General features: G+C 64.2%; 11 protein-coding genes and 7 pseudogenes. 7 read left to right on the top strand and 11 right to left on the bottom strand.

Annotated elements, in window-relative coordinates:
* Window positions 1-406: 406 nt before the first annotated feature.
* Window positions 407-610 (top strand): annotated as a pseudogene (locus GTW51_RS22330) (TerC family protein); the annotation flags it as partial.
* Between the two features lie 60 nt (window positions 611-670).
* On the opposite strand, the pseudogene GTW51_RS22325 reads toward GTW51_RS22330, so the two are convergent.
* The 4 genes and pseudogenes from GTW51_RS22325 to GTW51_RS22310 form a co-directional block, all read right to left on the bottom strand.
* Window positions 671-1,186, bottom strand: a pseudogene (locus GTW51_RS22325) (cation:proton antiporter domain-containing protein); the annotation flags it as partial.
* A gap of 285 nt (window positions 1,187-1,471) precedes the next feature.
* On the bottom strand, window positions 1,472-3,076 hold the full coding sequence (locus GTW51_RS22320) for an FtsX-like permease family protein (RefSeq protein WP_163046234.1): 1,605 nt from the start codon (window positions 3,074-3,076) through the stop codon (window positions 1,472-1,474).
* A 44-nt stretch (window positions 3,077-3,120) separates the two neighbouring features.
* Window positions 3,121-3,627, bottom strand: a pseudogene (locus tag GTW51_RS22315) (ABC transporter ATP-binding protein); the annotation flags it as partial.
* 52 nt (window positions 3,628-3,679) lie between these two features.
* Window positions 3,680-3,970, bottom strand: a complete 291-nt coding sequence (locus GTW51_RS22310; protein ID WP_246233355.1) for a hypothetical protein — start codon at window positions 3,968-3,970, stop codon at window positions 3,680-3,682.
* Window positions 3,971-3,993: 23 nt separating this feature from the next.
* On the opposite strand from GTW51_RS22310, the gene GTW51_RS22305 reads away from it, so the two are divergent.
* The 4 genes from GTW51_RS22305 (at window position 3,994) to GTW51_RS22290 (ending at window position 7,581) form a co-directional block, all read left to right on the top strand.
* Window positions 3,994-5,127: a type III polyketide synthase gene (locus tag GTW51_RS22305; protein WP_203566255.1), complete on the top strand. Its 1,134-nt coding sequence runs from the start codon at window positions 3,994-3,996 to the stop codon at window positions 5,125-5,127.
* A 4-nt stretch (window positions 5,128-5,131) separates the two neighbouring features.
* Window positions 5,132-5,860, top strand: coding sequence for a methyltransferase domain-containing protein (locus tag GTW51_RS22300; RefSeq protein WP_163046233.1), 729 nt, complete (start codon window positions 5,132-5,134; stop codon window positions 5,858-5,860).
* Window positions 5,857-6,984, top strand: a complete 1,128-nt coding sequence (locus GTW51_RS22295) for an NAD(P)/FAD-dependent oxidoreductase (protein ID WP_163046232.1) — start codon at window positions 5,857-5,859, stop codon at window positions 6,982-6,984. Before GTW51_RS22300 ends, GTW51_RS22295 begins: the two co-directional genes overlap by 4 nt.
* A gap of 252 nt (window positions 6,985-7,236) precedes the next feature.
* A complete protein-coding gene (locus GTW51_RS22290; protein WP_246233354.1) occupies window positions 7,237-7,581 on the top strand; it encodes a CYTH domain-containing protein in 345 nt (114 codons plus the stop codon).
* Between the two features lie 189 nt (window positions 7,582-7,770).
* Here GTW51_RS22290 and GTW51_RS22285 read toward each other — a convergent pair whose 3' ends face one another.
* From GTW51_RS22285 to tnpC, 5 genes and pseudogenes are all read right to left on the bottom strand, one after another.
* Complete coding sequence (locus GTW51_RS22285; protein ID WP_246233353.1) at window positions 7,771-9,120, bottom strand: fucose isomerase; 1,350 nt, start codon at window positions 9,118-9,120, stop codon at window positions 7,771-7,773.
* Window positions 9,121-9,135: 15 nt separating this feature from the next.
* The gene (locus tag GTW51_RS24215) at window positions 9,136-9,390 is read right to left on the bottom strand and encodes a hypothetical protein (RefSeq protein WP_246233352.1); all 255 of its coding nucleotides are present in this window, start codon (window positions 9,388-9,390) and stop codon (window positions 9,136-9,138) included.
* 31 nt (window positions 9,391-9,421) lie between these two features.
* Window positions 9,422-10,641, bottom strand: a pseudogene (locus GTW51_RS22280) (TRAP transporter large permease).
* A 71-nt stretch (window positions 10,642-10,712) separates the two neighbouring features.
* Complete coding sequence (locus GTW51_RS24210; protein WP_246233356.1) at window positions 10,713-11,156, bottom strand: TRAP transporter small permease; 444 nt, start codon at window positions 11,154-11,156, stop codon at window positions 10,713-10,715.
* Window positions 11,157-11,198: 42 nt separating this feature from the next.
* Window positions 11,199-12,146, bottom strand: a pseudogene (gene tnpC / locus GTW51_RS22275) (IS66 family transposase); the annotation flags it as partial.
* A 401-nt stretch (window positions 12,147-12,547) separates the two neighbouring features.
* Here tnpC and GTW51_RS22270 point away from each other — a divergent pair.
* Complete coding sequence (locus GTW51_RS22270) at window positions 12,548-12,769, top strand: EF-hand domain-containing protein (RefSeq protein ID WP_163046230.1); 222 nt, start codon at window positions 12,548-12,550, stop codon at window positions 12,767-12,769.
* Between the two features lie 345 nt (window positions 12,770-13,114).
* Window positions 13,115-13,402 (top strand): annotated as a pseudogene (locus GTW51_RS22265) (ISL3 family transposase); the annotation flags it as partial.
* A gap of 151 nt (window positions 13,403-13,553) precedes the next feature.
* On the opposite strand, the pseudogene GTW51_RS24730 reads toward GTW51_RS22265, so the two are convergent.
* A pseudogene (locus GTW51_RS24730) lies at window positions 13,554-13,691 on the bottom strand (transposase); the annotation flags it as partial.
* A 421-nt stretch (window positions 13,692-14,112) separates the two neighbouring features.
* A partial coding sequence (locus GTW51_RS22255) for an IS91 family transposase (RefSeq protein ID WP_203566254.1) occupies window positions 14,113-14,561 on the bottom strand: 449 nt, incomplete at its 5' end.

Here is a 14,561-nt window from a genome sequence, read left to right as displayed (position 1 = left end):
CGGCGTAGTCTCGTCCTTGGCGGGCATGGTCCCTCCGATCTGGAGTTTTTGGCGTCAGCACCCAAAAACTACGCCGGATCAGAGGCTTGGGCTAGGCCCGCCAGCCATGACGCATAATGCGGGCTAGCAGGTGTCAACGATTCCAACGTGTCCGAGGCAAGACATGTTGCAGGTTCATTCTACCAGCGCTGCTTGAACACTCCTTGCTGCGCTTCTGCTACAGTCGGTGGGTGCACTAATCGTCTCTTTTTGCCAGTATGGTGAGCACCCTTCCATATGTAGAGGAGACCGATGGTATTAGAAAATAGATATATGTAAATATATCGTTCTGTTTTATAAAAGGCTTTACCTTGGCAGCGAACAACTGCCATCTTTCGCCGTTCTCTGGATGAGCGCTTTGCGGGCGATATGGTGGCAGCTCGGCGAGACAGCAGGCATCCAGTATCTGACCGGCTTCGTCGTCGAGAAAAGCCTGGCGCTCGACAACGTCTTCGTGATCGCGCTGATCTTCGGGTTCTTCGCCGTGCCGCGGCAATACCAGCACCGGGTGCTGTTCTGGGGCATACTCGGCGTCATCGTCCTGCGCGCGATCATGATTGGCATTGGCGCGCATTTCCCATAGAACGCTATGGGTCAGCAAGTCGAACAGCCATGGCTTACCGCTGGTCGCGGCAAGGCCGAGGGCGATCGCGAGGTTGACGAAGGGAAAAGCCAGGCCGTCGTTCAGCCCCGCCTCGGAGGTGAGGCCAAAACGGACCTCATCCTCTTTACCCGATTTAGGCGGCCCGACCTGAACGTCTGCGGCAAGGACGGGATCGGTGGGTGCCAGGCTTGCAGCCAGGAGCAACGCGACGAACCACGGCAATCCGATGAACCACGCGCCGAGGACGGTGATGGCGAGGATACTGAGCGGCATGGTGATGGCGAGAAGGCGCCACGTCACCGCCCATCGCCGCCAGTTGAAGACCCGGTCGAGCTTCAGACCGGCGCCCATCAGCGCGATGATGACGACGAATTCGGTAAAGCGCTCGGTGAATTCCGGATAAGCGACCGGCAGTGGCTCGTCGCTCACCTGCGGGATCACGAACAGCCCGGCCCCAAGCGCGATCCAGACGATCGGAAGCGACAGCGGCAGACGTTTTAAAGCGATCGGCAGCCATGCGACGAGCGCGATGAGAAATCCCATGCCCGTCAGCACGACAATGTAGGGATCAGGGGACCAGTCGGTGGATTCGAACATGGCCCGTCAACGTTGAAGGATCGCATGACGATCCCTAGGCAGCCGCTCCGCAATGTCGCGCGGCGACATGCGGCCAAAGCCAGGGTCAGTCAGCGCGACTGGAGATAGCAGGTCCCAGCGCAGTCGCATCGATCACATGGGTGTCCGTTATAGCCCCGTCGTTCGAAAAACCAATTCGGGCCAAGCGCAAGCGCCCAACATCCAGGCCGAGGTCTGGGATTTTCGAGTCGCCTATGAAGCAGCCGAGCCTGAATGGAGGGCGGCGAGCACCCTGCGGATCACGACCGCCCCCTGCTGGCGGGAATAGTCTCGCCAGATCCCGGCAACACCGAAAGATCGGCCGCCGCCGATGGGGAGGCGGATGGCATCGCCGACGTCCCAGTCGTAGAGACGGGCAGCGGGCTCCGAGACCCAGACCGGTATGTCGCTGCCGACGGGCGATGGCGATTCTTCGATCAGGACGAGCGACATGTCGGGGCTCTGCGCATCGATGGACCGAGCGATCAGCACAACCGGCGGACGGTCGGGTGCGACGGTCAGCGGGATCTGCCGACTGAACTCGAGCCGCCCGACGCCCGGGACGCTCGCCAGTCGCAGCTGTTGGTCCGGGTCGAAGCCGCCAATTCCTTCGGTGCGCAGATAGAGATCGGAGGAGAGCACCTCGCCGAGCCATTCGTCGACCGCGCCGCGAAAGCTGGTCACCATGGTCGCCATCGCGATCATCAGAGCGGTGCTCGCGACGATGCCGCACAGGGCCGCCGCCGCCTCGCCGGGTGCGCCATGCACATGTCGTATGCCGAGCAGCCCGGGCACGCTTCGGCTCCCACGCCGGACGAGCGGCGCCAGGAGCTGCCGCGCCAGCCAGGGAACGCCGGCGACCCCGCCGGCCAGGAGCAGCGCCATGCCGGCGAAGCCGAACACAGGGAGACCGCCGACGGGCGGCATGAGGGCGGCGACCACCCCTGTCCCCATCAGGATCACCGCCGGCTTCCAGGGGACGCGGGCACGCGGATCGATCATGTCGCCGCTGTTCTTCAGCGCCGCCGCCGGAGCGGCCTTCGAGGCGGCGCGGGCGGGAAGGATGCTGCCGGCCATGGCGGCCGCCACGCCGAGCGCGAAAAACCCGCTCGCGGCAAACGGTTGGAAGACTATGCCGATGTCGCTGCCGCGAAAGTAGCCCGCGCCGAGATCGCCGCCGAACCAGCCGAGCGCGGCGGCCGCGAGAGCGTAGCCGACGCCGAGACCGATGAGCGCCCCGACGATGCCGATCACCAGCCCTTCCAGTGCCACGACCGCGATGATGCCGCTCTTCGGCAATCCCAAGGTCCGGACGAGTGCGAAGGCGCGAAGGCGCCGTGCCACTGAAAGCGACTGCGCGGAGAAGACGAGGAAACCGCCGGTGAGGAGCGCCACCAGCGCCAGCATATCGAGATTGACCCGGTAGGCACGCGACAGCGCGCTCCCCTGTGCCAATTGCGTCTCGTCGCTGGCGAGGACCACGTCGTCGGAGAGGATCTCGGCCATGGCAGCCTCGGCGGCGGTCCTGTCGCCGAGCTTCAGGTCCAGCCGGTCGAGCGTGCCAAGGCGATCGAAGCGCCATTGCGCGAGCGCGATGTCGATGACGCCGATGGCCTCGCCCTCGGCGACGCCGGAAAGCACGCCGACGATCTCCAGCGCCACGGTGCGCCCGTTGGCGCTCACCGTCAGCGTGTCGCCGATCGCTGCACCGGCGGCATCGAGCGCCCCGCGGGACAGGAACAGCGCATTCTGGTCGAAGACGGCGCCGGCGCCGGTGTCCGGGCCGCTGGTGCGTTGCCCGACGAGGCTCGGCGTCACGGCCGCACCGCGTCGGCGAACAGGCGCAGGACCTTGGCCGCGGTGTCGGTATCGAGATTGCCGGTCGGCTCGTCGGCCAGGATCAGCGCCGGTTCGTGGATAAGGGCGCGGGCGATCGCCACCCGTTGCAGCTCGCCGCCGGACAGGTCCCGCGCGTAGCCGTCGCCGCGAGCGCCGAGGCCGACCGCCTCCAGCATCGCGTCGGCACGCCCGGTGATCGCCGCCGCGTCGGCCGAGACCAGAGCGAGCGGCAGCGCGACGTTCTGGCGGAGCGTCAGATAGGGCAGGATGTGAAAAGCCTGGAAGACGAAGCCGATGCGCTGCCGGCGAAGGCGGGTGCGCTGCGTCTCGTCGAGGCCCTGCAGCGATATGCCCTCGATCTGCACCTCGCCGGAATCGCTGTCGTCCAGGCCGGCGAGGATGTTGAGCAATGTCGATTTACCGACGCCGGACTCGCCGACAATCGCCACCAGTTCGCCCGCCGCGACGCAAAGCTCGAGGCCGGCGAACAGCCGGCGGTCGCCTGGAACGGATTTCGCGAGTGAACGCACGACCAGGATGTTCGCTTCTGTGCCCGAACGGGTCTTCTCGGTCTCAAGGGTCTCAGACAAGCGTCGCGATCAGCCGGAGCAGTTCCTGATGCTCGGGCCCGCTTGCGCCCCGGCCGAGGAAATCACCGATCCCGATCCTGCTTTCCCGCCCGCCGGAGGAAATATTCGCCCTGTGCAGCACATGGACACGCTCGGAACCCGCCTCTGTCGCCAGAAACCATTCGTCGCCATTCGAGCTGCGGTAGAGTTCACGCGTTCGCATATCCATCGCCAAGGCCCCTGTGGAGTTGTCTGCTTTCGCTCTGTCGGCCGCTAGCGTGTCTTCGAGATGAGTCTGCGGCATTTGCCCGCTCCTCCCAAGCCAGAATGGAACTAAACACCGGAGCGTCGGTTGCCCTACGAGTTCATCCTCAAAGCAGCACCGGAGCGTCTTTGACCACTGCTTATCTCAACCGGATTGCGACCGCGGTTCCCCCCAACGACGTGCATGAGGCGTTTGTCGGTTTCGCCGACAGGCTGCTGAAGGACAAGCGTGGCCACGCCGCGTTCCGCCGCATGGCCAGGCGCGGGCAGATCGATCATCGCTGGTCCTGCCTTGCGGCCTCGGGGGCGAGTTCCGGTTCTGCTCTCGACGACGAAGGCTTCTACGCTTTCGGCAACTTCCCCTCGACGGCCGACCGGATGCGGCGTTACGAGATCGAAGCGCCGGCGCTGGCCTCCCGAGCCGTCGAGGCGCTCGAGATCGAGGATCCGGGGAACCTCACCCATTTGATCGTCATCTCCTGTACGGGCCTATCGGCGCCCGGCGTCGATTTCGAGCTGATCCGGCGCTTCGGCCTCGTCCCATCGATCGAACGCACCGTTGTGGGCTTCATGGGCTGCTATGCCGCCATCAACGGCCTCAAACTCGCCCGCCACATCGTGCGGTCGGAGCCGCAATCCCGCGTCCTTCTGGTCAGCCTAGAGCTGTGCACCCTGCACCTTCAGGAGAGCGGCGATCTGGAGCAGGTGCTCACTTTTATGATCTTCGGGGATGGCTGCGCCGCGGCGCTGGTGACGGCCGAACCCCACGGCTTCGCGCTCGACGCCTTCCACGCGGTCCTCGTGCCGCAGACGGCAGAGCACATCACCTGGAATATCGGCGACCTCGGCTTCGACATGGTGCTTTCGGGAGCGGTGCCGGCGGGAATCGCGGAGGGGCTGCGGGCCGGCACGGCGCGGATGCTCCTCGATCGCGCGGTCGGCGAATTCGATCTGTGGGCCGTGCATCCGGGCGGTCGCTCGGTGCTCGACGCGGTCGAAACAGCGCTGGAGCTTCCTGATAAGGCGCTTGCCCCCTCGCGTGAGGTGCTGCGCTGTTACGGTAATATGTCGTCGGCCACGATCCTTTTCGTCCTGGAAGCCATGCTGCGGGACGATCATGCCGGCAAAAACGGGTGCGCAATGGCGTTTGGTCCGGGTCTCGTCGCCGAGACCATGCTGTTCAGCGCCGCGGCCTGAACTGATGAGTGCGATCGACTTCTCCCACCGGGCGAAGACCCCCGAGCTGATGGACACGGAGGATTGCGATTTCGCCACATTCCGCGGATGCCTCGTGGATCTGGCACGGGTCAACCGCCTGACGCTCGCCACCCGGCCGACGATCGCCTATTTCGAGAAGCTCGCAAAGTCGGGCCGCCTGCCCACGGGGCGCCCCGTGGAGATCGTCGATGTCGGCAGCGGCTACGGCGATATGCTGCGCTGCGTCGCCGAATGGGCCGCCCGGCGCGGCGTCCCGGTGCGGCTGACGGGGATCGACCTCAATCTCTGGTCCGAACAGGCGGCCCGCGAAGCGACCCCGCCCGATGTGCCCGTCGTCTGGCGCACGATGGATGTCTTCGACTTCCGGCCCGACACGCGAACCGATGTGGTGATCAGTTCGCTCTTCACCCATCACCTCGACGATGCCGCGCTCGTCCGCTTCCTGGTCTGGATGGAGAAGACTGCCGCGATCGGCTGGTTCGTCAACGATCTCCACCGCCACGAGCTGCCATACCGGTTCTTTGCCGCCGCCTCGCGCGCCATGCGGCTGCACCGCTTCGTCCAGAATGACGGGCCGATCTCGATCACGCGCAGCTTCGTCGCCGAGGACTGGCGAGCGCTGATCGAGGCGGCGAAGATCCCGGCAGAGGGCACGGCGGTCGATTGGTGGATGCCCTTCCGCCTCTGCGTTTCGCGGGTTCTCGGGCAATGACCCGCATCCGCGATGCGGTTGTGATCGGCGGCGGGCTCGCCGGGCCGGCGCTGGCGCAGATGCTGGCGGGAGCGGGCCGCGACGTCACGCTGGTCGAGCGCGAGAGCGGGCCGCATGACAAGGTCTGCGGCGAGTTTCTCAGCCACGAGGCCGTCTTCTACCTCCGCCGGCTCGGCCTCGATCCCGAGGATCTCGGCGCAGTTGCGATCGACGCGGTGGGCCTTGCGGCCCGCCGGGACATGATCGTCTCTCCCCTGCCCTTCCCGGCCTTCAGCCTGTCGCGCCGCCGGCTCGACGAAGCGCTGATCCAGCGGGCCGGCAATGCCGGCGCCGAGATCATTCGCGGCTCGAGCGTCAATGCACTTGCCGAAAACGGAGGGCTCTGGACGGCGCGTCTTGCGAACGGGCAGGAGTTGCGGGGCCGCGACATCTTCATCGCGACGGGCAAGCACGATCTGCGCGGATGGAAGCGGCCGCCGGGCAGCCAGAACGACCTTATCGGTCTGAAGCTGCATTACCGGCTGAACGCCGAACAGACCGGCGAGATCGCCCGGCGGGTCGAGCTCGTCCTGTTTCCCGGCGGCTATGGCGGGCTGGAGCCGATCGAGTGCGGGTGCGCCAATCTCTGCCTGCTGGTCCGCAAGGATCGCTTCGCCGAGGCGGGCAATTCGTGGGAGGTGCTCCTCAGCGAGATTGGGCGGGACTGCCCGCATCTGGCCCGGCGCCTCGAGGATGCGACTGCCGTCCAAGAGCGGCCGGTTGCGATTTCCTCTATTCCCTACGGGTTCGTGAGGCAGACCGCGGCGAAGTGCTGGCATCTCGGCGACCAGTCGGCCGTCATCCCATCCTTCGCCGGAGAAGGCATGTCGATCGCACTGCACAGCGCACATCTCGCTGCCAGATGCGCCCTCGCCGGCGGTTCGGCGAACCACTTCCAGCAGCGCTTGGCTTCGGATGTCGGCTCGCAGGTTCGCCGCGCCACGCTCCTCTCCCGTCTGCTGGTCCACGGCTGGGTACAGAGCGTGGTGGTTGGTGGTCTCTCCGTATTGCCGTCCATTCTCGCGGCGGTCGCCTCGAACACCCGCATCCCCACAACTTCCATGCGTCGTGAAGCCTCAATCTGAGTTCGTGGCCGACGCACGTCGATACCGCCTAAGCCGCTTCCGGGGCGATAGCGCACGGCGTCGGCAAGCTGCACCATAAGAGGAAACCAATGGTTCCCTTCGCGCGTATCAGGATAATGGCAGCCGAGATCGAACGAAAGTTCCGCATCGTTGATCCGAGATGGCGCCTGCATGCCTCTGACGAACAGACCGCAATCCGACAATTCTACCTGACCGTCCGGTCCGACTTCTCGTCACGCGTCCGAATTATCGATGGCTCGCGCCATCCTGACGCTGAAGACCAGTTCAGGCTTGTCGCGTGGCGAGTACGAGTACGACATCCCGGTAGAGGACGCGCGCGAACTCGAAGCAGCCCGCATCGGCTCATTCATCGAAAAGTATCGCTATCGCGTCTATCTTTCGCCGAGCAATTTGATCGCCGAAGTCGACGTCTTCTCCGGCGCTCTCGCGCCGCTGGTTCTGGCGGAACTTGAGGCGCCGAGCACCGACCAATCCTTGGATTTGCCGGCGTGGTTCGGGCCGGAGGTTACGAGAGACCCAGCCTACCTCAATGCCAAGCTCGCCCTTGCCGACCGACCGCCGTCCCTGCCGGCGTGACCAAGCCGAAGCTCTTTTCGGTAGCGCCAAAACTCCTCGACCAAGACTGCACGGCGACCAGGTGAACCAGAAGGGGGTGCCGAAATCTCCTGCGTCTCGACGCGGGAAGGCTGCCTGTACGTTGCCGTCATCAACGACCTTCTTCGCCCTGCGGTAAGAATTAGCGATGCCGAGGATGCCCGCAGGTGTTCACTGCAGCGGCCGGCCGCCGGCCGCGGTGCCGCAGAGCGACACCTCGAGCCCCAACTCGTGCGCCAGCGCCGCCTTGGCCAGGAGCGTGCGGTCGGCCCCGTCGGAATCGTGCGCATAAGCGACCTGCACATGGTTGGCCTTGTGCCGCGCCATCATCTGGTCGCGGCCGACGCCATAGAAGACGCCGTGCATGATCGGCCTTTCTCGGTTGGTCAGGTTCCAGCGCCGCTCGGTCTCCTCCTCGGGCAGGGCGACAGCCTTGCCGCGGCCGAGATCCATCTTCAGCCGGCCGTCCTCGATGAAAATGCGCGACCAGACGATCTCGCCGGGGCGCGCAACGCCGCGTAGCGTGCCGCCGCCCCTGCGGAAGAACATCGGCGGCTGGCGCGCCGAATCCGAGCCGGCATAGCCGCCCTGGTGATGCGCCGGCGGCGCGGCGCCAGAAATCTCCAGCACCCAGACATAATCCTCGACCCTGCCCGACCGGTCCACATCGCCCCAGCGAAGGTCGTGCAGCGTCGTCTCGACCGGCTGTCCCAGGGCCCGGTGGACCCGGTTGGTGAACAGGCCGTCGAGCCCGGCGCATTCGTCGACCTCGTTGAAGTGGACGATGGCCATCCCTTCGCGGATGATCGCTCCGTCCCGGCCGCGCACCGGCGGGCGGTCGTCGTTGTTCAGCAGCCCCTCGACGAGGTCGGACGCCGGCAAGAGGTCCTTCAGCCCCTGCTGGTACTGGATGCCGATCGTCTCGCAGCCGAAGTCCTCGGCCATGCGCACGGCGGCGATATACATGCGCAACTGGTCCAGCACCTGGCCCTGCGTCAGGTCGGCCGCCTCGTCCGGACCGAAATGGAAGACCATGCCCTTCGCGGTCAGCCAGTCGTAGATCGCTCGCGCCTCCTCGAGCTCCACCGAAAGGGTCGCGTGATAGAGCGAGGACTGCGACAGGCGCTCCTTGAACACGCCGAGCGGAAACAGCAACTGGTTGGGGATGATCGCGTTGTACATCCCCATGCAGCCCTCGTCGAAGACGCCCATGATCGAGCGCCGGCCCCGCAGATCGGCTGCGATCGTGCGCGCCAGCCCCGCCTCTTCCGAGCCCACGCCCTCGGGCCGAAGCGGGCGCACATGCGAGACATCGTGCTCGACCGTGCCCGTCCGCAGCCATTGGTCGAGCCGTTCCAGGAACCATTCGTCTTGGAAATCGGCGCTCCACAGCGAAGCATAGGGCACGCCGGCCTTGATTAGCGAACCGTTGAGGTTGAGCAGGCCCACCAGGCCGGGCCAGGTCCCGGACCAGTTCGCCACCGTCAGGATCGGGCCGCGATTCCCGATCAGTCCGGCCAAGAGGTTCTGCGAGTACTACCAGACGGCCTCGGCGACGATCAGCGGCGCGTCGGGATCGATGCCGGCAAAGACCTCGATCCCCTCGCGCTGGGTGGCGATGAAGCCGTGGCCGAGCTCCGGCTTGAAGGGATGGGCGCGCGCCACGCCGGCACCGAACCGCGCCAGGGCGCCGGCGAGCGCCTTCTCCATCTCTTCCTGCGCCGGCCAGCACTTGACGTTGGCGCTTTCGCGAAGGTCGCCGTTGGCAACGAGCGTCACGGATCGGGTCATGTCTTTCCTCCTGAAGACGGCGCCGGCGGGCTCAGCCCTCGTAGCCGAACTGGCGGGGGAGCCACAGTACGATCTCCGGAAAGACCGTCATGGCGAGGAGTGCCGCGACGAGAATCGCGATGAACAGCCATATCTCGCCGATGATCTCCTTCAGCGCGATGTTGTTGACCCCACTGATGACGAAGAGCAGCACGCCGTAGGGCGGGGTGATCAGCCCGATCATAGCGTTGACGACGATGATGACGCCGAAATGCACGAGATCGATGCCGAGATCGCGCGCCGCCCGCAGGAACAGCGGCACGACGATGAGCAGCAGCGTGGTCGCGTCGAACAGGCAGCCGAGCAGCAGGAAGATCACGTTGATCATCAGCAGGAAGGCCAGCGGCGACATGTCGAGGCCGACCAGATAGCCCGAAACGACCGAAGGCAGATTCTCGCTGGCCACGATGTAGTTGAAGACCAGCGCCGCCGCGATGATGAGCCCGACGACGCCCGTCGAGCGCGCCGAATCGACGAGCACCCCGACGATGCGCGCGGGCGAGAGGGCGCGGTAGAACACCGCCGCGAGGATCAGCGCATAGGCCGCCGCGACGGCGGCCGCTTCTGTCGGCGTCGTCGCGCCACCATAGATGCCGGCGAGCAGCACGACGGGCATCAGCAGCGCGGGAACCGCTTCAAACGTCGCCCGTGGCAGCTCACGCAGGGGCACCGGCTCGTCACGCGGGAAGTCGCGGCGGCGGGCCTGGATGTCGTTTACGACTATCAGGATCGCCGAGATCAACAGACCCGGGATCACGCCGGCGAGGAACAGGAAGCCGATCGAGGCGCCGGAAACGACCGAGTAGATCAACATCGGGATGGACGGAGGGATGATCGGGCCGATCACCGCGGATGCGGCGGTCAGCGCCGCGGCGTAACCGGGCGGATATCCGCCCTCGGCGGTCATCATGTCGGTCGTCACCTTGCCGATGCCGGCGGCGTCGGCGATCGCCGACCCGCTCATGCCGAAAAGATCAGGCTGGTGACGACGTTGACCTGGCCGAGGCCGCCGCGCATTCGCCCGACATAGGCGAGGCAGAAGCGCAGCAGCCGGTCGCTGATCGTGCCGGCGTTCATGAAGTTCGAGGCAAGGATGAACAGCGGAACGGCGAGGAGCACGAAGCTGTTGTAGAGCCCGTTCAGCATCTGCTCGGCGGCGAGGCTCGGGTCCTGACCCGTCGCGAAGAGATAGAATATCCCGCCGACGAGCATCGAGAAGGCGATCGGCAGGCCGAAAGCGGACAAGCCGAAGAACAGCGCCAGCGTGGTCAGAAATTCGATGCTCACAGAAGCGTCTCCGATCCGCCGCCCTTTTCGACAGTCTCGCGCCACCGCGGTCCGAGAACGCGCAGGAGCGCGTGGGCGCAGCGGTAGATCACGGCGAGCATGAACAGGATGTAGACGGCAAAGACCCAGTCGAAGCGCAGACGCAGCAGCGGCGTGCGGTCGATGGCCATGAAGGTCACGAAATCGATCGTCATGGGCAGCGACGCCGCGAACGCCGCCAGCAGGAACCCGAAGCCGATCATCAGGAACCATCGCTGCACGCCCGGCGGCGAGGCGAGGTAGATGACGTTGAAGGCGACGTGGTCGCGCTCCTTCAGGAGGAAGGCCGAGGACCAGAAGACGATCCAGATATAGGCCACGACGCACAGCTCGAAGGTCCAGCCGATCGGCTGGTTGAAGATGTATCGCGAGACGACCTGGAGCAGGAAGCCGGCGAACATGATGGCGAAGAAGAGGGCGGCGAGGAGTTCGCCCCCCGCCTGGCTTGCTTCATCATCGGCGATCCCATCGGCCAGGGCAAAGGTTCGTTTCAGCCAGAGCCGAAGTCGCGACGGCAGCATGTCGTCGCTCGTCTGGTCGGCATAGGCGACATTCCGGGCCAGATGGGCGAGGCAGGTCTGATGCGCCGCGCCATGCCCCTGCTGGGCCGAATAGCGATCGGAACACCAGACCTCTGGCCGATGCCCTTCCATCAACTCGCGCAGGACGACGGCGCCCCGGGTTGGAGCGGCGCGATGCACGACAGCTTCGTTCGATCGGAACACCCATTGATAGGCGTTCGAGCCCTCGATGCGCACGCCGGTCTCGTCGGAGGCGACGACCTTCGCCCGGCGCAGGGCAGCGATGGCCGTGTCACGCTCGGGCACGAAGGCTGTCTGCGACCGTCTTAGCATGTTCATCAGGCCGCCCTGGCTGATCGTGAGCCCATAGAGATCGGCAAACGCCCTCTGCAGCCGTTCATAGGACAAAGCCTGGAACGTCTTGAGATAGGTCGCCACGGCATGAATGCGCGATCCGAAGGGCGTGCCTTTCGCCGCGTCCGGCACCTTTGCTGCGACCAGCACCCCACAGGATGGGCATCGCACTGAAAGTCGCCGGTGGCGCTCGACAACAGGATGGATCTCGGGAAGCTCGATCGTCTCGTATTCGCCTGCCGTCTCGGCGGGCAAGTCGTCAGAGAGTTTCGCCCGGCAACAGGGGCATTGACCAGGACGATGGTCGACCTGCCGGTCGAACGTCTCGCTCATGGCGCGGGCCTTGCCCTCATGACCGGGCTTGGCGCCGCCCGGCTTGGCCTTGTCTCGCCGCTCCTTGCGGTCTGTCGCAGGCGGCTTCGACGACGTTCGCGATGTCTTCTCCGGTCGCTGCAGCCGCAGCACCAGATCGATCAGTTCGTCCTTCGATAGCCGCTGCAAATCACCGCGTTCCATCCGATCATGGATTCAGTGATCCGGGCCTTTGGCAAGGGGGTGGGCAATTACGAAATAATTGCTGAAATTCGGCATTCATTTTTTGTAAAATGATCTAAAATAAAATTTGATTCGGATTTAATTAGAAATATTTAGCTTCCGCCGACGAATTTTTCGAATGATGATGATTTATTGTACTTAAGTAATCGCCGTGACAGAAATAAAATATTATTCCAATCGGTTTGGAATCGTATGTAAGTGATATTTTGTAGTTACCAAATAAAAACATACATTAGACAATATTATAGCAAAGTTCCACCATTTTTCCGTCTGATGATCGTTGCGGGCGGGGCTAACAATGAACAGGCTTCAGGGTGAAGCGCCCGTCTGACCATACGACAGCAACAAGAAGGGCAATTCCAATGAAGAATATTCTCGCGACTCTCGCCATTCTGGGCTTTGCCGCTCCTGCCTTTGCGCAGGCTGCCGATTTTGCGACCGTTGACGCAGACCAGAGCGGTACGGTCACCTTGGAAGAGGTGCAGGCCGCAATGCCGGATGTGACGGAAGATGCCTTCACTGCCGCGGATGCTGACGAGAGCGGCGACCTTTCGGAAGATGAGTTCGCAACACTCGCTGGTTAATAAGCCTGCATTGACGTTGGAATGCGATCGGTGATCAGATTCCTGCTCGCTTCAGCGACGCTCCCGGCTCCTGCCGCTTGCGATGACCCGCGCCGCCGTTGGGAGGCGGCGCGGGACCTGTGGGACCGCAGGACACGGGGCGCGAAGGTCGAGCTCAGGGTGCCGTTCCCGGATTGACCGGTGAAGCCATGGCTATAAAATCGCATGCAAAGTTGGGACAGACTCATTCCCGATGCAGTTTAGTGGCCGTTTGGCGGTTTTCCGAAGGGGAGATCGCCCTCATGCCAACCGCCATTTCGCTTTCATCGCTCATTCCGGCCGGGCTTTCGCTGCGATCTCACGAGTTGCCGGCGCAAGATCTTCGCCGAACGCTTCGGCAACGATGTCGTGTCAGAGCGGGCGCATCGCACCGGCCGAATGGAATGCATCGTCCATCACTTGGGCCTGGCTCTTGGCGGGCGACCCGCGGCGTGCTTTGCGCAGCGGCTGATGATGCCGGTCAGCAACGACACACTGCTTCGCGTGGTCCGGCGACGGGCACAGCCGCGTTCAGATCCCCTGAATGTCGTCGGCGTCGACGACTTCGCCTTCCGCCGGAATCACCACCACGGATCGATCGTCTGCGATCTCGAACCGCTGACCGAGGCAACCTTTGCCAACCCGCAGTGCGCGGCGTTGGATCGATCATGGCGAATTCCATGTCCGGCTCATCTGAACACGCCTCGAAAAGCCTCATAAAAACATCGGCTTTCACCCAATCGCGAAAGCGCATGAAGACCGTGTTCCATTTGCCAAACGAAGCCGGCAGGTCGCGCCAAGGGCTCCCCGTTCGTACAATCCACAAAACGGCTTCAACAAAGCGGCGGTTGTCGTTCCCGCTGCGTCCAGGGTCCGTCCGCTTGCCCAGACAATGCGGTTCCATCTTCGCCCATTGGGCATCGGTTAATAAATAGCGCTCCATCCGGAGCTTGAATCATAAACCGGCGTCTGATGGAATCTGGAGGCTTCTGTGAGGTCCGCAGGCGCGGCTCGGCTGTCTCCTCAGCGGTCCGGGAGGACCTCATTGAAGCCGGATTGAGCGAACGCGCGGATCGGTTTGGCTATGGGGATTGTATCTTCGCCGTCTGATACGCTGAGCGCGCTTGGCGGTTTGCAGGACAGCCGAAGCGGATTGGTCGAGCCCGAGATCTTGTCTGGTGGGTCGCTCGACCTCGGGGGAATTCGGCTTGCCCGTGCGGTTGCCGCGGGGTGGGCGATTGTGCAGTTCGTCACGAGCGTGAAAGATCCAGCCGACGCGCATGGCGGTCGGAAAATTCGGTTCGGCCATGTCGGACGCATGCCGATCATGAGCTGTCGTTCCAGAACGCTGAGCGTTTCGGCGTCGGTCGCGGCAAGCTGCCGATGACGAGCATCATGCCGCCGCAGCAGTGGCACCGATGAGGTGGAAGGCCGGTCGCGGGGCTGCTGGCGGGTCCGGTTGCGGGGTTCGGCGTGCGAGCATCGAGCAGGGTCCGGCAAAGGGCAAGCTTTGCGGCGCGATTGCCATTGGCCAAGAAACCGTAATGGCGAATGCGGTGGACGCCGTCCGGCAGGGTGTGCAGGAGAAAGCGCCGGATGAACTCGTCGGCGTCGAGGGTCATGACCTTCGGCTTTCCATGATGCCGATAGTCCTTCCAGCGGAAGGAAACGCGACCGTCATCGCTCATATCGACGAGCCGTGCGTTCGAGATGGCAACCCGATGGGTGTAGCGGCCGAGATAGGCCAGCACCTGCTCCGGCCCGCCGAAGGGCG

The sequence above is a fragment of the Aurantimonas aggregata genome (assembly GCF_010500835.1).
GTDB lineage: Bacteria > Pseudomonadota > Alphaproteobacteria > Rhizobiales > Rhizobiaceae > Aurantimonas > Aurantimonas aggregata.
The sequence above is the reverse complement of the archived record's forward strand: the minus strand, read 5'-3'. Positions and strand labels throughout refer to the sequence as shown.